Source organism: Streptomyces sp. Z26, from assembly GCF_003665095.1.
Classification (GTDB): Bacteria; Actinomycetota; Actinomycetes; order Streptomycetales; family Streptomycetaceae; genus Streptomyces; species Streptomyces phytohabitans.
Genome location: NZ_RCHV01000002.1, coordinates 523,410 through 539,967, shown reverse-complemented (window position 1 = coordinate 539,967; position 16,558 = coordinate 523,410). Strand labels below are relative to the sequence as shown.

General features: G+C 75.2%; 14 protein-coding genes and 1 tRNA gene. 9 read left to right on the top strand and 6 right to left on the bottom strand.

The window, feature by feature from the left end:
• Window positions 1-27 precede the first annotated feature (27 nt).
• Genes D7M15_RS02440 through D7M15_RS02430 form a run of 3 tightly spaced genes read left to right on the top strand, consistent with a single transcriptional unit; the run spans window position 28 to window position 3,651 of the window.
• Window positions 28-1,293 (top strand): ROK family transcriptional regulator, encoded by a 1,266-nt coding sequence (locus D7M15_RS02440; RefSeq protein ID WP_121520107.1) that lies wholly within the window; start codon window positions 28-30, stop codon window positions 1,291-1,293.
• The gene (locus D7M15_RS02435; protein ID WP_121520106.1) at window positions 1,283-2,095 is read left to right on the top strand and encodes a response regulator transcription factor; all 813 of its coding nucleotides are present in this window, start codon (window positions 1,283-1,285) and stop codon (window positions 2,093-2,095) included. The genes D7M15_RS02440 and D7M15_RS02435 overlap by 11 nt, the downstream gene beginning before the upstream one ends.
• Entirely contained in the window at window positions 2,092-3,651 is a 1,560-nt protein-coding gene (locus D7M15_RS02430; protein WP_121515974.1) for a HAMP domain-containing sensor histidine kinase, read from the top strand. Before D7M15_RS02435 ends, D7M15_RS02430 begins: the two co-directional genes overlap by 4 nt.
• A gap of 47 nt (window positions 3,652-3,698) precedes the next feature.
• On the opposite strand, the gene D7M15_RS02425 is transcribed toward D7M15_RS02430, so the two are convergent.
• Window positions 3,699-5,090, bottom strand: coding sequence for a sulfatase-like hydrolase/transferase (locus tag D7M15_RS02425; RefSeq protein ID WP_121515973.1), 1,392 nt, complete (start codon window positions 5,088-5,090; stop codon window positions 3,699-3,701).
• Between the two features lie 267 nt (window positions 5,091-5,357).
• On the opposite strand from D7M15_RS02425, the gene D7M15_RS02420 reads away from it, so the two are divergent.
• On the top strand, window positions 5,358-6,035 hold the full coding sequence (locus D7M15_RS02420; protein WP_121515972.1) for a hypothetical protein: 678 nt from the start codon (window positions 5,358-5,360) through the stop codon (window positions 6,033-6,035).
• Window positions 6,036-6,220: 185 nt separating this feature from the next.
• On the top strand, window positions 6,221-7,828 hold the full coding sequence (locus D7M15_RS02415) for a sulfatase (RefSeq protein WP_121515971.1): 1,608 nt from the start codon (window positions 6,221-6,223) through the stop codon (window positions 7,826-7,828).
• Window positions 7,829-7,948: 120 nt separating this feature from the next.
• Here the strand turns inward: D7M15_RS02415 and D7M15_RS02410 are convergent, their stop codons facing one another.
• Both D7M15_RS02410 and D7M15_RS02405 read right to left on the bottom strand, forming a co-directional pair.
• The gene (locus tag D7M15_RS02410; protein ID WP_121515970.1) at window positions 7,949-9,382 is read right to left on the bottom strand and encodes a carboxylesterase family protein; all 1,434 of its coding nucleotides are present in this window, start codon (window positions 9,380-9,382) and stop codon (window positions 7,949-7,951) included.
• Window positions 9,383-9,491: 109 nt separating this feature from the next.
• A tRNA-Leu gene (locus tag D7M15_RS02405) sits at window positions 9,492-9,577 on the bottom strand.
• Between the two features lie 147 nt (window positions 9,578-9,724).
• Between D7M15_RS02405 and D7M15_RS02400 the strand changes: the two genes are divergently transcribed.
• The 3 genes from D7M15_RS02400 (at window position 9,725) to D7M15_RS29475 (ending at window position 12,196) form a co-directional block, all read left to right on the top strand.
• A complete protein-coding gene (locus D7M15_RS02400) occupies window positions 9,725-11,056 on the top strand; it encodes a M20/M25/M40 family metallo-hydrolase (RefSeq protein WP_121515969.1) in 1,332 nt (443 codons plus the stop codon).
• Window positions 11,057-11,238: 182 nt separating this feature from the next.
• On the top strand, window positions 11,239-11,472 hold the full coding sequence (chpH, locus tag D7M15_RS02395) for a chaplin ChpH (RefSeq protein WP_121515968.1): 234 nt from the start codon (window positions 11,239-11,241) through the stop codon (window positions 11,470-11,472).
• 151 nt (window positions 11,473-11,623) lie between these two features.
• Window positions 11,624-12,196 (top strand): chaplin, encoded by a 573-nt coding sequence (locus D7M15_RS29475; RefSeq protein ID WP_346428778.1) that lies wholly within the window; start codon window positions 11,624-11,626, stop codon window positions 12,194-12,196.
• A 138-nt stretch (window positions 12,197-12,334) separates the two neighbouring features.
• Here the strand turns inward: D7M15_RS29475 and D7M15_RS02385 are convergent, their stop codons facing one another.
• Window positions 12,335-12,523, bottom strand: coding sequence for a DUF5703 family protein (locus D7M15_RS02385; protein ID WP_121515967.1), 189 nt, complete (start codon window positions 12,521-12,523; stop codon window positions 12,335-12,337).
• 47 nt (window positions 12,524-12,570) lie between these two features.
• On the opposite strand from D7M15_RS02385, the gene D7M15_RS02380 reads away from it, so the two are divergent.
• On the top strand, window positions 12,571-13,281 hold the full coding sequence (locus D7M15_RS02380; protein ID WP_121515966.1) for a hypothetical protein: 711 nt from the start codon (window positions 12,571-12,573) through the stop codon (window positions 13,279-13,281).
• Between the two features lie 89 nt (window positions 13,282-13,370).
• On the opposite strand, the gene D7M15_RS02375 is transcribed toward D7M15_RS02380, so the two are convergent.
• Complete coding sequence (locus tag D7M15_RS02375) at window positions 13,371-15,515, bottom strand: ATP-binding domain-containing protein (protein ID WP_240649095.1); 2,145 nt, start codon at window positions 15,513-15,515, stop codon at window positions 13,371-13,373.
• A complete protein-coding gene (locus D7M15_RS02370) occupies window positions 15,512-16,495 on the bottom strand; it encodes an aldo/keto reductase (protein ID WP_121515964.1) in 984 nt (327 codons plus the stop codon). The genes D7M15_RS02375 and D7M15_RS02370 overlap by 4 nt, the downstream gene beginning before the upstream one ends.
• Between the last annotated feature and the right edge of the window lie 63 nt (window positions 16,496-16,558).

Sequence of the window (16,558 nt, the reverse complement as noted above, 5' to 3'; positions counted from 1 at the left end):
CGTCCGCACGCCAGGAAGGCCGACCCCATGGCGACGACCACCCCGACCGCGCCGCCCCTCGTGCCGCCGATCGCGCTCCGGCACCCGCCGCCGCGCGGACCCGGCCGCGCCTCCCCGGCCCGCGCCCGGCACGAGAGCACGGTGCTGGGGCTGCTGCGCGGCCACGGCCCGCTCACGCGCGGTGAGTTGGCCGGTCTGAGCGGCCTGTCCCGCAGCACCCTGTCCGAGGTGGTCGGCGCCCTCGTGGACGCCCGAGCCGTACGGGTGGAGGTGCCCGAGGCGGCGGGGCGCGGGCGGGGCCGACCCGCCGAACGGGTGTCGCTGGACCCGGCCGCCACCGACCTGCTCGGTGTCGACTTCGCCCCGACCGCCGTACGGGCCGCCGCGACCGCCACCGCGCACGGCGCGCTCCGTACCGCGTCCGTACCGCACCGCCCGGACCTCCCGTGGGAGGCCCGGGTCGCCCTCGCCGGGCGGCTGGCCCGCTCGCTCACGGGCGGCGCGTCGCGCGCGGCGCCGCCGGACGGTGCGGCCGTCGGTCCCGGTGTCCGGGTCGCCCTCGGCGTCGGCGACGGCACCCGGGCGGGCCCGGACGAGGGCCCCGACGACGCCGTACGGGCCCTGCTCCGGGAGCGGTTCGGCGCGCGGGCGCACGTCGAGAGCGCCACCCGCCTGGCCGCCCTCGCGGAACGGACCTGGGGCGCGGCCGCCGGGGAACGCGACGTGCTCTACCTGCACCTGTCGCACCGCGTCGGCGGCGCCCTCGTCGTCGGCGGCGAACCGCACCGGGGCGCCCACGGCGGCTCCGGCCGGTTCGGGCACCTGAGCGTCGACCCGTACGGGCCGCCCTGCGCGTGCGGCCGGTCCGGCTGCCTGGAGACGCTGGCGTCCGTCGACGCGGTGCTGGCGGCGCACGGCTCGGCCGCCGACGTACCGCAGCTGGCGGCGGCGCTGGCCGCGGGCGACCCGGCGGCCCGCGTCGCGCTGGCCCGCGCGGGGCGGCACGCGGGCCGGGCGCTGGCCGACCTGTGCCACGCCTTCGGCCCGGACACGGTCGTCGTCGGCGGCGAGCTGGCCGGTCTCGGCCCGGCCCTGACCGGACCGCTGCGGGACGAGCTGGACGCGAACATGCCGGACCGGGGAGCCCGTACGCCCGCGGGCCCCCGTACGCCCCCGGTGCTGCGATCCGCCAAGCTGGGGGACGTCGGTGCCGCGCTCGGCGCCGTCGCGCTGCTGCTGCGCCGCCGCCCCGGCGGCGCCCGACCGCCGACCGGAGGTGCGTATGACGGGTGACGCCGGACGGGTCCTCGTCGCGGACGACGACGAGTCCACGCGGCGCTCCCTGGAACGGGGCCTGCGGCTCGGCGGCTTCCGGGTGACGCTCGCCGGGGACGGCCGCGCGGCGCTGGCCGCCCTCGGCGCGGACGAAGGCCGGGACGAGGGCCTGGACACCGACACGGACGACGACGCCGACGGCGACCGGCACGGACACGCGTACGGGCACGACGCGGGCGGCCCCGACCGCCCCGACATCGTCGTCCTCGACATCTGCATGCCCGGCCTGAGCGGCATCGACGTCTGCCGCACCCTCCGCGCGCGCGGGGACGACGTTCCGGTGCTGATGCTGTCCGCCCTCGACGAGGTCGAGGACCGCGTCGCCGGACTCCAGGCGGGCGGCGACGACTACCTGGTGAAGCCGTTCGCCCTCCAGGAACTGGAGTTGCGGCTGCGCGCCCTGCTGCGCCGCCGCCCGCCCGCGCCCACCGACCGGGTACGGGTCGGCGGCCTCGCGCTGGACCCCGCCGCCCGCGCGGCGAGCGTGGCCGGGCGGCCGCTGGAGCTGACGCGGCGCGAGTTCGCGCTGCTGGAGGTGCTCGCCCGCAACGCCGGACTCGTCCTCACCCGCGAGCAGTTGACCGACCGCGTGTGGGGCTACGACTTCCCCGTCCGTACGGACGTCGTCGACACGTTCGTCAGCTACCTGCGGCGCAAGCTGGAGGCCGACGGGCACCCGCGCGTACTGCACACGGTGCGCGGCGTCGGCTTCGTCCTCCGGCCGGACCGTCCCGACCGGCCCGGCGGGGGCGGCGCGTGAGGCTGTCCACGCGCCTCGCCCTCGCGGTGGGCGTGACCGTCCCCCTGCTGGTCCTCGCCACCGGCTGGCTGCTGCTGCACCTCGTCGCCGACGACCTGCGCGCCGGGCAGCGGGCCCAGCTGCGCGCCCGCGCCACGGCCGTCACGCAGAACGCCAACCGCTACCTGCACGCCGTCGAGGACGGCCAGACCGTCGTCGCGGACAAGTCCCGGCGCCGCCTGGAGACCTCCGCGCGCGACATGGGCGTCCGACTGACCGGTGCGGACGTCGCGTTCACGGCCGGGCCGCAGCCCGACGCGGACGTACGGTTGCCCGACCGCGCCCCCGACCCCGTCGCCGCGCACGGCGGCGGCGAGTCCTGGCACGTGCTGTCCCGCCGCGTGCACATGGCGGGCCGCGACGGCGCCCCGAACCTGTGGATCTACTCCCCGGACAGCGCCTACGAGGAGGACCTGTCCGTCGTACGGGAGCGCGTCGTCACCGTCACGCTGCTCGCCGCACCCGTGGCCGGGGCCGTGACCTGGGCGGTCGCCGCCGGAGCGGTACGGCCGCTGCGCCGGTTCCAGCGGCGTACGAGCGGCCTCGACCCACGGGACGGCGGTACGCGCCTGGCGCACACCCCGACCGGCGTCACCGAGGTCGACGAACTGGCCCGCACCGTACGCACCGTCCTCGCGCGCTACGACGAGCAGGCCGCCCGTACCGGCGAGGCGCTCGCCACCGCGCGTTCCTTCACCACAGCCGCCTCCCACGAGCTGCGCACCCCGCTGATGAGCATGCGCACCAACCTGGACGTCCTCACCGCCCACCCCGGCCTAGACCCCCGCGACCGCGCCGAGGTCCTGGCCGACCTGGACCGCGAGCACGCCCGGCTGCTCGGCCTGCTGACCATGCTGCGGGCGCTGGGCCGGGGCGACCTGGTGGAGGCGGACGCGTTCGGGCCCGTCGACCTCGCCGAACTGGTCGCGGAGGCCGCCGCCGGTCTGCGCCGCGCGCACGCGGAGGCCGAGGTGTCCGTACGCGCCGGGGAGCAACTCCTCGTGCACGGCTGGGAACTGGGCCTCCGCTCGGCGGTCGACAACCTGCTGGCCAACGCCTGGACCCACGGCCGTACGTCCCCCGCCCCCGCCCCCGCCCCCGTACGCGTCGAGGTCGCGCTGCGCGCCCACCGCGCGGGGGAGCGTACGGAGGCGCTGCTCACCGTGGCCGACCACGGGCCGGGCGTCCCCGCCGAGCACCGCGCCCGGGTCTTCGCCCGCTTCCACCGGGGCCCGGACAGCCCCGGCTCCGGGCTCGGCCTCACCCTCGTCGCCCAGCAGGTCGCGCTGCACCGGGGCACCGTCACCGTGGCGGACCGGCCCGACGGGCGGCCCGGCGCGCACTTCGCGGTACGGCTGCCCGCGACCGGCGCCACGACCGGCGACGCGGCGGCGGCGCACACCGCCGTGGAACACACGCTGCCGCTCCTGCGCCGCGACTGGCTGACCGACGCCACCACGCCCGCGCACCCCGACCCCCGGACGCCGGACGCCGACCGGGACCCGCCGGAACGCTGACGCGGCCCCACACGGCGCACGCGACCCCCACGCCGCGCCCGCGCGCGTCACCCCGCCGGGGCCGCCGCCGTGATGACGGGCAGCGGCTCGCCGGAGGCGACGATCCGCGCCAGGAGTCGTGCGCGCAGCCCGTCCCGTACGGTCGCGAGGGCGGGATCGCCGACCAGGTTGACCAGCTCGTCGGGGTCGGCGGCCAGGTCGTAGAGGTACGTCTCCCGGTACGCCTCGGCCCGTACGTCGTGCCACGCGTCCCCCTCCGGCGCGGTGACGCCGTACTTCCACCGGTCGGTGCGCAGCGCCCGCCCCACCTCCGACTCGCTGACCTGCACGAGCACTTCGGACGGCCACGCGGGGTCCGCGCCGCGCAGCAGCGGCAGCAGCGACCGGCCCTGCATGGTGTCGGGCACCGGCACGCCCGCCGCGTCCAGCAGCGTCGGCGGCAGGTCGACGTGGCTGACCAGCTCCGGCAGCCGCGTACCGCCGCGCAGCCCCGGACCGCGCAGGACGGTGGGCACGCGGAGGGAGGCGTCGTGGACGCTCCGCTTGTACTCGTCGTTGCGGGTCTTGAAGTGGCAGCCGTGGTCGGAGGTGAAGAGGACGACGGTGTCGTCGAGTTCGCCGCGCTCCGCCAGGGCGGCCGTGATCCGGCCGAGGACCTCGTCGAGGCGGCGCACCATGCCGTAGTAGCCGGGCAGGTGCTCGGCCCAGTTGCCGCCGCCGAGCGCGGCCAGGTCGGACGGCACCCACGGGTCCGCGTACCGCGCGCCGTAGCCCTCGGGCGCCGGGTAGTCGTCGCGGGAGTTCTGGTGGTGCGGCTCCAGGAAGGAGAGGAAGAGGAAGAACGGCCGGTCCGCGGCCCCTCGTCCGTCCCCGGCCCGCCGCCCGTCCCCGGTGAGGAAGTCGAGGGCGGCGTCACCGAGGGCGTCGGCACGGTAGCCGCCGAAGGTGTGCGGTGCCCCGTCGCCGTCGTAGAGGGTCGTCTCGTACGCGTCGGAGGTGAACTCCAGCAGGTTCGCCGCGAGCCAGTGCTCGTACCCGGCCCGGTCCTCCTCCGGGACCGGCCCGTGCGTGTGGTCACCGGCGAGGTGCCACTTGCCGATGTAGCCGGTCGCCCAGCCCGCGTCGCGGAAGGCGCGGGCCAGCGTGGGGGCGGAGCGCGGCAGGCTCAGGCCGTTGCGGTGGACACCGGTGGCCGTCGGGTAGCGCCCGGTCTGGAGGCTCGCGCGGGACGGCGCGCAGACGGGCTGGCAGGTGAACGAGCGGTCCACGCACACCCCGTCCGCCGCCAGCCGGTCCAGGTGCGGGGTGAGGCCGAGCGGGTTGCCGTGCAGGCCGGTGGTGTCCCAGCGCTGCTGGTCGGTGAAGAAGACGAGGACGTTCGGCCGCCGGGCGGGGGCGGCGGGGTCCGTGGGTGCCGTACGGGGCGTCGGTGCGGGCATCGGGGTCCTCTGCCGTCGGGGGCGGGTGACGGGTCCGAGTCTGCCGCCGCCGGGCGCCCCGCACACGTACCGGCCGCGCGTACGGGGAACCACCGGGCGCCCGGACGAGTCCGTGTGGTGCATGGGGCTGGTGTTGCAGAACCGACCCACGAAGTGAGGTAACGACACGTGAACACAGGCGAGTTGCGGCAATCCGCGCGCGCGGCGGACGGAGCGGTGGGGAGGGCGGCCCCCGGGGGCGGACGGCCGGAGGACGGAGAGGTACGGATGGCGGCACGGGGACGCGTACGGGCGCGGGGCCGGACGGCCGGGCTGCTCGCCGGCGCGTGCCTGGTGGCCGTCGCCCCCTTCCTCGCCGGGTGCTCGGACGACGGCGGGGACGGCGACACGGCGAAGGACGGCGCCAAGGGGACACGTTCGTCCCAGAGCCCGACCGCGTCCGAACCGGCGCCGGACGCCGGTTCCCCGGACACACCGGACGCCCCGAAGGGCGGGGCCGGCCCCGCGTCCACCGCGAAACAGGCGATCACCCGCTGGGTGACCGCCGTGGTCCAGGACCGGCCGGACGACGCGTGCGCGGTGATGATCGCCATGTCCCCCGGCGACGCCCCGGCGCCGGAGAAGCCCTCGCCCGACGCCGTCGGCACGTGCGGGACCACCCCGGCGGCGGCCGCGAAGGGGAAGGAGCAACTGAGCGACATGCACACGGCGTTCACCCCGAAGAACCCCGGCGACCCGCCCCGGGTGTCGGTGCACGGCCCCGGCCCGTCCGGTGGCGCGCTGAAGGTCGGTGGCGACCACATCGACGTCGACGGGCAGTCCCTCACCGACGTCATCCTGGGCAACTCCACCGGTCTGAAGAAGGGGCAGGTCGCCGTCGACCTGACGGCGACGCGGGTCGGCGGCAGTTGGTACGTGTCCGACCTCGGGTTCTCCATCGGCTGAACCGGGCGACGGCCGACGGTCGAGGGCTGACGAGTGACGGCGCCACCCCGCCGACGGCCCGTCCGTGGAATTGTTCCGGAGGTCGCGCGGAACCTCCGGAACAATTCCGCCGTTTCGCGGTCCGCGCGGATTCCGCTCCTAGCATGGCCGGAATCGCACAACCAGCGCACCGTGGAGGCACGTTCATGCTCGTCTCACGTCACCGCCGGAGGCTCGCGACCGGAATGTGCGCCGTACTGGCGGCGGCCCTGCTCGGCTCGTGCACCGGGGATTCGGACGGAAAGGACACGGACGCGTCGGAATCACCGGACGCGGCCGGGAAATCCCGGCCGAACATCGTTTTCGTGCTCACCGACGACCTCTCGGAGAACCTGGTCCCGTACATGCCGCACGTACGCGAGATGGCGGAGAAAGGCGTGAGTTTCCCGAACTACTACGTCACCGACTCCCTCTGCTGCCCGTCCCGTTCGACCATCTTCACCGGCGACTACCCGCACAACACCGGGGTGTTCACGAACAACGGCGACGACGGCGGATACGGCGCCTTCACCAAGAACGGCGGCGAGGAGAAGTGCTTCGCCAACTCCCTCCGGAAAGCGGGCTACCGGACGGGCTTCATGGGCAAGTACATGAACGGCTACACGCCCGACGGCGAGCAGCGGCGGCCCGAGCGGGGTGGCGGGCGCGGGCGCGGGGGAGAAGGCGCCCAGCAGGCCGACCCCGCCGCCGCCAGCGCTGAGGACGCCACCGACGCGGGCACCGAGGTGCCGCCCGGCTGGGACGAGTGGGACGTCGCCGGGGACGGCTACAAGCAGTACGACTACGACCTCAACGAGAACGGGAAGGTCACCCACTACGGCAGCGACCCGGAGGACTACCTCACCGACGTCCTCTCCGACAGGGCCACGTCCTTCGTCGACGACTCGGTGAAGGCGGAGAAGCCGTTCATGCTGGAGGTCTCCACCTTCTCGCCGCACGGCCCCGCGACTCCCGCGCCCCGCGACGAGGACACGTACCCGACGGTCGAGGCACCGCGCACGGCGGCGTACGACAAGGCGCCGACGCCCGCGCCCGAATGGCAGAAGGGGCTGAAGCCGCTCTCGGCCCAGGAGAAGAAGGAGATCGACCGGAAGTTCGCGAAGCGGGTGCGTTCCGTGCAGGCCGTGGACGATCTCGTCGGGCGCGTCCAGAAGCAGCTGGCGGAGAAGGGCATCGCGGACGAGACGTATTTCGTCTTCTCCTCGGACAACGGGTTCCACATGGGCGAGCACCGGCTGCGCCCCGGAAAGCAGACCGCGTACGACACCGACATCAACGTGCCGCTGATGGTCACCGGTCCCGGGGTGTCCGCGGGCGAGAAGGTCCCGCAGATCGCGGAGAACACCGACCTCAGCCCGACCTTCCAGGAACTCGCCGGGCTGGAGCCGCCGTCGGACACCGACGGGCGCAGCCTCGCCCCCCTGCTGCACGGCGAACAGCCCGACGACTGGCGAGAGACCGCCCTCGTCGAACACCACCGCGGCGGGTCCAAGAGGGGCGACCCCGACGCGGCCCCCGAGAACGCCGGGAACCCGCCGGACTACGCGGCGATCCGTACGGACAAGGAGCTGTACGTCGAGTACGCCGACGGGCAACGGGAGTTCTACCGCACCGACTCCGACCCGGACCAGCTCCGCAACCGGGCCGACGAACTCTCCGCCGACGAACGGGCCTCCCTGCACGGGACGTTGACGGCCCTGACGGAGTGCGAGGGCGCGAAGGAGTGCACGGAGGCGTCCCGCCGCGACGAGTGACGGCACGTGCCGACGTGACGGCGCGTGCCGGAACGACTGCCCCCGCGGCCCGGCCGGAGCCCCGCTCCGCGCCGGGCCGCCACCGGCTTCAGCCCCGCCGGTCCCGGCCGGGTGCCCGGTTCAGCCCCACAGCGCCCGCTCGTCCTCCCGAGGAGCGTGCGCCACCTCGGCCGTGTCCGGCCCGAACACCATGACCGGCCGGGTTTCGTCCCACGCCCGCCAGCCGGGATCACCGGTGCGGGCGAAGGCCGTCCACGCCCCGTGCATCGCGTCCGCCAGCGGCTGCGGGGCGTCCGCACCGGCCAGGGCGTGCGCGTCCGGCGAGTCCAAGCGGTCGAAGACGAAGCCGATCTCCAGCGCGTGGCACGCGCCGAGCCCCAGCACCGGACTCGGCCACGCGAACTCGTACACGTACGTGCTGCCGCCCGTACGCGCGTCCGCCAGCCGGTTGTACGGGAGCCGCAGCAGCAGGTCCGTCGCGAGGGCACCGAGGATCTCGCCGGGGCGCGCGCCCGGCCGGTTCGCGCCGTAGACGCGGGCGGCGGCGCGCGGGACGCGCTTGCGCAGCATCGCCAGCCGCAGGCCGAGCGGGCTGACGCGTTCCATCAGCCCGCCGGGCACGAACCACAGCCGGTACTCCTCGGTGGTCGTGCCCACCAGCAGCGGCACGTCCCCCGAGGCGCCGCGCGCCAGCGCCGCCGCCGGGTGCTCGGGCAGCAGGTCGCCGTCCACGACGGGCTGGAACGACGGGCCACCGGTGAGCGGGTTGCCGCCCGCGAGCACCTCCCGCTGCGCCTCGACCACACGCGCGGTGGACACCGTACGGAACGCCTCGGCCGTCGCGGGCACCCCGAGCCGCTTCGCGATCGCCCGCGTCGTACGGCGCATCGTGGCCGGTGGCACCGCCGTCGGCGGTCCGCTCTGGAGCACCGCCCGCCGGAACAGGCCCGCCGCGCGCGGCGCCGCCAGCAGCGCCGCGATGCTGATCGCCCCGGCGGACTCACCGAACACGGTGACGTTCCCGGGGTCGCCCCCGAACGCGGCCACGTTGTCCCGCACCCACTCCAGCGCGGCGATCTGGTCGCGCAGCCCCAGGTTCGCGGGCGCGTCCGGCAGGAACGCGAAACCCTCCGTGCCCAGCCGGTAGTTGACCGACACCAGGACCACACCGTCGCGGGCGAACGAGGTGCCGTCGTACAGGCCCACGGCGTTCGAGCCGTGGCAGAGGGAGCCGCCGTGCACCCACACCATCACCGGGAACGGTCCCGCGTCCGGCCCGGCCGCCGGGGTCCAGACGTTGACGTGCAGGAAGTCGTCGCCGGGGATCACCGGGTCGGGCAGCAGCTCCGCCAGCGCGGGCGCGTACGGGTGCTTCGGCGCGGTCGGCCCGTACGCGGCGGCGTCCCGTACGCCCTCCCAGGGCTCCGGCGGCTCCGGCGCCCGGAAGCGGCGCGCGCCGACCGGCGGCGCCGCGTACGGCACCCCGCGGAACACCGTCGCGTGCTCCTCCCGGACACCCCGCACCTCGCCGTACGCGGTGGCGACGACCGTCATACGCGGACCTCCCGCAGCCTGTGCGCGGGACCCGTACGCCCGCGCGCGGGGACAGCGTACGAGGCGCGGGCACAACGAAGAACCCCCTGCTGGGCAGGGGGTTCATCCGGTGTCGAGGGGGGACTTGAACCCCCACGCCCTGTAAAGGGCACTAGCACCTCAAGCTAGCGCGTCTGCCATTCCGCCACCCCGACAAAGGTGTTCGCCACGGTCCGCGGGTGCTTCACCCGCCCGCCGTGACGTGTCCAACTTTAGCACCGCCACGGGCGTGGTCGATCACCGCTGCTTGGGCCCGACCCGGGTGACGCGGGAGGATGGACACCCGCCACACGAGGAGGAAGCGTGAGCCAGTCCAGCACGCCCGCGGCCACCGACCCCACCGGCCAGGACGAGGTCGTCGACCTCTGCCGGGACCTGATCAGGATCGACACCAGCAACTACGGCGGCAACGAGGCGACCGGCGAGCGCGCCGCCGCCGAGTACATCGCCGAGAAGCTCGCGGAGGTGGGGCTGGAGCCGCGGATCTTCGAGTCGGACCGTGGCCGCGCCTCGCTCGTCGCGCGGATCGAGGGCGAGGACCGTTCCCGGCCGGGACTGCTGATCCACGGCCACACGGACGTCGTCCCCGCCAACGCCGACGACTGGACCGTCCATCCCTTCTCCGGCGAGGTCCGCGACGGTTGCGTCTGGGGGCGCGGCGCCGTCGACATGAAGGACATGGACGCGATGACCCTCGCCGTCGTACGGGAGCGGCTGCGCACCGGCCGCAAGCCCCCGCGCGACGTCGTGCTCGCGTTCCTCGCGGACGAGGAGGCGGGCGGCGTCTACGGCGCGCGGCACCTCGTCGACCACCACGCCGACCTCTTCGAGGGCGTGACGGAGGCCATCGGAGAGGTCGGCGGCTTCTCCTTCACGGTCAACGAGAACCTGCGGCTGTATCTCGTGGAGACCGCGCAGAAGGGCATGCACTGGATGCGCCTGACCGTGGACGGCACCGCCGGGCACGGCTCGATGACCAACAACGACAACGCGATCACCGAGCTGTGCGAGGCCGTCGGCCGGCTGGGACGGCACAAGTTCCCCGTACGGGTGACGAAGACCGTGCGGTCCTTCCTCGACGAGCTGTCCGACGCACTGGGCACCGAACTCGACCCGGAGGACATGGAGGAGACGCTCGCGAAGCTCGGCGGGATCGCGAAGATCATCGGCGCCACGCTCCAGAACACCGCCGCGCCCACCCAGCTCGGCGCGGGCTACAAGGTCAACGTCATCCCGGGCCAGGCCACCGCCCACGTCGACGGCCGGTTCCTGCCCGGTCACGAGGAGGAGTTCCTCGCCGACCTCGACCGTGTCCTGGGCCCGCGCGTGAAGCGGGAGGACGTCCACGCGGACAAGGCCCTGGAGACGGGGTTCGACGGCGCGCTCGTGGCGGCGATGCGCAGCTCGCTCAAGGCCGAGGACCCGATCGCGCACGCCGTGCCGTACATGCTGTCCGGCGGCACGGACGCCAAGTCCTTCGACGACCTGGGCATCCGCTGCTTCGGCTTCGCGCCGCTCCAGCTGCCGCCGGAGCTGGACTTCGCGGGGATGTTCCACGGCGTGGACGAGCGGGTGCCGGTGGACGGGCTGAAGTTCGGCGTACGGGTGCTGGACCGGTTCCTCGACCAGTGCTGAACACCGCGGCCCTGCGGGGCCGTCGCGGACACCGGCTGACGGGCGCGCGCGGAAATCGGGCGCCTGTCCGCTCGTAGTCAGGACGAGTGAATGCGTGCGTACGCTCGTAGCCCGATTACCTCCTCCTCGTTACATCAGATGCGGTCCGCGGTATGGGACCGCATTGCCAACGAGGAGGATTAATGATCAAGAAGGTCGTCGCTGCTGCGGCTGCCGCCGGTGGTCTGGTGCTCGCGGGTGCGGGCCTGGCCGTCGCGGACTCCGGTGCCCAGGGTGCCGCGGTCGGTTCCCCCGGCGTGCTGTCCGGCAATGTCGTTCAGGTGCCCGTGCACGTTCCCGTGAACGTCTGCGGCAACACCGTGAACGTCATCGGCCTGCTGAACCCCGCGTTCGGCAACGCCTGCGTCAACAAGTGACGTTGTGTCTCGCCCCGTGAGGGGTTGACGCCGAGTGGCCCCGGAGCGCGCGCCATGCGCTCCGGGGCCACCGGTCCACTGGGCGGGCGGTGCCGGGGGTGTCGACCGCCGGGCCGCTCGTAACTCACAAGGAACGAAGGCAGGAAGAACCATGAGACAGGTCACCAAGAAGGGCCTGATCACCGTGGCCGCCGCGGGCGGCGTGCTCGCGCTGTCGGGCGGTACGGCGTTCGCCGACTCGGGTGCCCAGGGCGCCGCGTCCGACTCCCCGGGCGTGCTGTCGGGAAACACCATCCAGCTTCCCGTGCACGTGCCGGTGAACCTCTGCGGCAACACCATCGACGTCGTCGGCCTGCTCAACCCGGCGTTCGGCAACACCTGCGTCAACGACGACTCGGGCAGCGAGCCGAAGCCCGAGACCCCCCACACGCCGGAGCCCCCGAAGGCCGAGACGCCCTCGGAGGAACCGGAGGCCCCCAGCCGGAGGCGCCCGAGCAGGCACCCGAGGAAGAGGCCGAGACGCTGCCGCAGACCGAGACGCAGCTCGCCGCCGAGCCGCAGACGCAGCTCGCGGAGACCGGCAACGGCTACGACCTCGCGCTCGGACTGTCGCTCGGCGGCGGTCTGCTCCTCACCGGTGGCGTCCTCTACCGCCGTAACCGGGCCGCGCGGCAGCACTGATCTCCGCGGCGCCGGAGGGACGGCGCCGGATCACCGGAGCTGAGCAGCCCGGCCCCCAGAGCGGCTGCGGCAGCGCCGCAGACACAGCACACCACCGGAGCGGGTCCCGATCGGGGCCCGCTCTGTGATGTGCCGGGCGCCCCCGCGGTGCGGGCGCCCGGCCGCGTCGGGGCGCCGTGGATCACCAGGTGGCGCGCAGCTGTCGGATGATCCGGCGGCGCAGCCGCACCCTGCGGCTGCCGTCCGGGTAGAGCCGCGTACGGTCCAACTCCCAGCGCCCGTACTCGGCATGGTCGGTCAGCAGCTGTGTGGCGGCCTTGCGCGACACAGTGCGCGGGACGTACACATCGCGAAATTCGTATTCCGGCATCACATCTATTGTGCGTGCAGGGCCCCACTGCGGATAGCGTCTGCACTATGTCTGATGCTGAGCAGCCGACCGCTGCCGACGTACGCGCCGCCGCCGACGCGGTGAAGGCCGCCCTGGACCGGCACCTCGACGCCGTGGAACGGCGGGCCGCGGCGGAGGCCGGGGGCGGCACCGGCGCCGACCACGAGACCGCCGTGTTCGCCGCGTTCGACGCGCTGGCGGCGGCGGGGGAGGCGTACGACGAGCTGCTCTACGAGGCGTACGACGAGGTCACGCCGTTCGAGATCCCCGGCGGCGACACCATGCCCGACTACACGGGGCCCGACGAGCCGCGCGCGCTGAGCGTCTTCGCCCGTCGCGACTACGTCGTCGACGAGCCGCAGCGGCTGCTCGCGCAGGCGCAGCGCGTCACCGACCTCGACCCCGAGTCGGCCGTCGAGCGGGACGGCTTCGACGCGGCGTCGGCGGGGCACAGCGTGCACGCGGCACTCGGCGTGCTGTTCGGCGAGTTCGAGCCGGACGAGATCGCCACGCGGCACAAGGAGTTCGGCCTGGAGGAGGGCGACGCGACGCTCTGGGTGTCGGCCGCCGACGCGCCCGGTGAGCCGGGGGAGTGGCTGGCAGCGCCCTTCGACCAGGCGGACCCGGAGCGGGTGATCTGCCGCTTCGACGTCAGCACCGTCTTCGACGACGAGGACCTCGAACTCGACCTGGAGCGGGGCCCGGAGGGCGGCCCCGGCGCGGGCACCTCGTACTGACCGGCGCCCCGGCCGACCCGCGTCGCGCACCGGCCCCGTCCCGTACGGGTGCCGCGCACGGGGCGGGCCGGGACGGGGCCGTACGGGGATCAGACCGCCGGGTCCCCCGCCGCCGAGGGCGCCGGGGCCGTCGCGGCCTGTGCCGCCTGCACCAGGAGAGTACGCAGCCGGGTCGTACGCTCCGGCGCGGTCGCCCCGGCCACCGCGCGGGGCAGGGCGTCGCCCACGCCGTGCACCACCGACAGGTGCCGGTCGGCGCGGCTGAAGGCGGTGTAGACCCACTCCCGGGTGAGCGTGTCCGCCGCGTCCCCCGGGAGGACCGCCACGACCGCGGGCCAGCGCAGCCCCGCCGCCTGGTGCGCGGTGACCGCCCAGCCGTGCCGCACGGTCGACGGCACCCGGTCCGGCGGGACGACGACCGCGTCCCCCGCGAGGTCCAGCCGCAGCCCGTCCTGGTCGGCGGAGACGACGGTGCCGACGGCCGTACGGCCCGGGGCGGCGGAGTGCGCGACCCGGTCGCCCGGGTCGAAGCCGCCGAACCGGCCGGGGCCCGGGTTCAGCCGTTCCTTCAGCGCCGCGTTGAGCGCGCGGGTGCCCGCGCTGCCGCCGTGCGCCGGGGTGACCACCTGGGTGTCCTCCGTGGGTACGCCCAGCGCGCGGGGCACCGAGTCCGCGACCAGCTGGACCGTACGGTGCACCGCGTCGCCCGCGTCCCGCACCGGCACGATCACGACCTCCTTGCCGGGGGCCTCCACCTGGAGCAACTCGCCCACCCCGACGCCCGAGACCAGCTCGCCCACCGGGCCCGGGTCCGGGGTCCGGGACACCACGCGCGGGCAGGCGCGTGCCGCCAGCACGTCCCGGAACACCTGGCCCGGCCCCGCCGAGCCCAGCAGCAGCGGGTCGCCGCTGAGCACCAGCCGGGCGCCGTCCGGCACCGACTCGACGAGCGCCGCCGCCGTCTCCGCGTCGAGCTGCGGCGCGTCGAGGACGACGAGCAGGTCGAGCGCGTACATCCCCTCCTCGTCCCGTCCCGGACCGGCGCCGCCGTCGAGCAGCCCGGCCACCGTGAGGACCGGGCCGGGGCCCGAACTCCCTCCGTGCGCGGGGTCGTTCGCCTCCTCGGGGCCGTCCGGCCCGTCCGTGTCCGCCGTACGGGCCGGGCACGCCGTCGTGGCCGCCGCGACCAGCTCCGCCGCCCGCCGCCGTCCGTCCTCGCCGTGCGTCACCGCGTACGCCCGCAGTCCCAGCGACGCGGCGGCGGCGACCAGCGCGGCCGGTTCGGCGCGCGCGGCCTCCCCGCCGGTGTGCGCCACGAGACCGTGCCCGGCCGCGGCCCGTACTAGCTCCGCCGCCGAGGGCGACGGGGCCGCCGCCGCGAGCGCCGCCCAGCCGTCCGTGCCGTCCGCGCCGTCCACGTCCGCGCCGCCCGCCGCCCCGGAGGTGCCGAACGTGCCGATCAGCCGGGCCAGTCCGTCCGCCAGGCTCTCCTCCGCCAACGCGCACCGGTCCAGCCCGGCGAGCAGCCGCACCGGCCGCTCCGCGCCGTCCGTGTCCTCCTCCGCGCCGCCCGGACCGCCCGCGCCGCCGCTCTCCCGCCGGGGCACACCCGGCGCCTCCAGGGCGTCCAGCGCGTCCTCGAAGACGAGGACCGCGCCCGCGTCCACGGCCCCCCGCAACGCCTCCTCCGGGTCCGGTACGCCGTGCCGCGCGAGGTCCGCGCGCAGCTCCTCGGGCTCCCGCGCGGTGTGCCCCCGCAGCGCCGCGCGCTCCAGCAGCCACACCGTCAGCGCGCACGTCCGCCGCTCGTCGTCCGGCCCGCACTCCGCGCCCAGCACGGCGCGCGCGAACCCGTCAGCCTGCTCCGGCAGCACGCCCGGCACGGCCAGCAGCTGCCACGGGTCGTCCCGCAGCACCGCGTCCGCCCGCGGCCCCAGCGCCGCCACCACGGCGCCGCCCAGCTCCTCCGGCGCGCCGCTCCCGGCGAGCAGCGCGCGCACGTCCTCCGGCACGGCGAGCGGCCCCGCGGGCTCCGCTCTCCCCCCTGCCGCCGCGCCGCCCCCCGCGGCCGCCGGGCCCGTACGCCCCTCCCCGCCCGTACGGTCCGCCGCCCGCGGTCTCGCCGGGGCCGCCGGTCGCGCGGGCTCCGCGAAGAACGAGGCTGCGGCGCGCTCGCCGCTCTCCACGGCCCGTACGGCCGCGAGGAGTTCGGCTGCCTTGTCCTGGCTGGTCACAGCTCGCTCCAGTCCTGGTCGGGATAGCGGTGCACCGGGGCTGACACGTCGTCGAGCGCCTGGCAGATCTCCTGGGGAAGACTAAGGCCCTCCACTGACAGAGCGGCGTCGAGCTGCTGCGCCGTGCGCGCGCCGACGATGGGCGCGACCACGCCCGGCCGGTCGCGCAGCCACGCGAGGGCGACCTGGACCGGGGTGACGGCCAGCCCGTCGGCGGCGGTGGTCACGGCGTCCACGATGCTGCGCGCCGTGTCGTCGAGGTACGGGGCGACGAACGGGGCGAGGTGGGGTGAGGCGCCGCGCGAGTCCGGGGGAGTGCCGTGCCGGTACTTGCCGGTGAGCACGCCGCGCCCCAGCGGGGACGACGGCAGCAGCCCGATGCCGAGGTCCAGGGCGGCGGGCAGCACCTCCCGTTCGACGCCGCGCTGGAGGAGGGAGTACTCCAGCTGCGTGCTGGCCAGCCGGGTGCGGGTGCCGGGCGCCGCGAGCTGCCAGGTGGCGGCCTTGGCGAGCTGCCAGCCGCAGAAGTCGGAGACGCCGACGTAGCGCGTACGGCCCGTGCTGACCGCGATGTCGAGCGCTTGGAGCGTCTCGTCCAGGGGTGTCGTCGGGTCGAAGGCGTGGACGTGCCAGAGGTCGACGTGGTCGGTGCCGAGACGTTCCAGCGAGGCGTCGAGGGCGGACAGCAGGTGGCCGCGGGAGGCGTCGAAGCGGCGGTCGGGGTCGGGTACGCTGCCCGCCTTCGTGGCGATCACCAGGTCCCGGCGGGGCACCAGTCCGCCGAGCAGGCGGCCGAGTTGGTACTCGGCGCCCCCGTCCGCGTACACGTCGGCCGTGTCGACCAGAGTGCCGCCCGCCTCCCAGAACGCCTTCAGTTGGTCGGCGGCGTCCCTCTCGCGGGTGTCCCGGGCCCAGCCGAGCGTGCCGAGCCCCAACCGGGAAACCCGCAGACCTGTACGGCCCAGGTGCCTCTGTTCCATGGGCGTTGAGCGTACTTGCGGGTGCGCGCTAGAGTCCCGGGGACAACCACGTTACTGATCAGT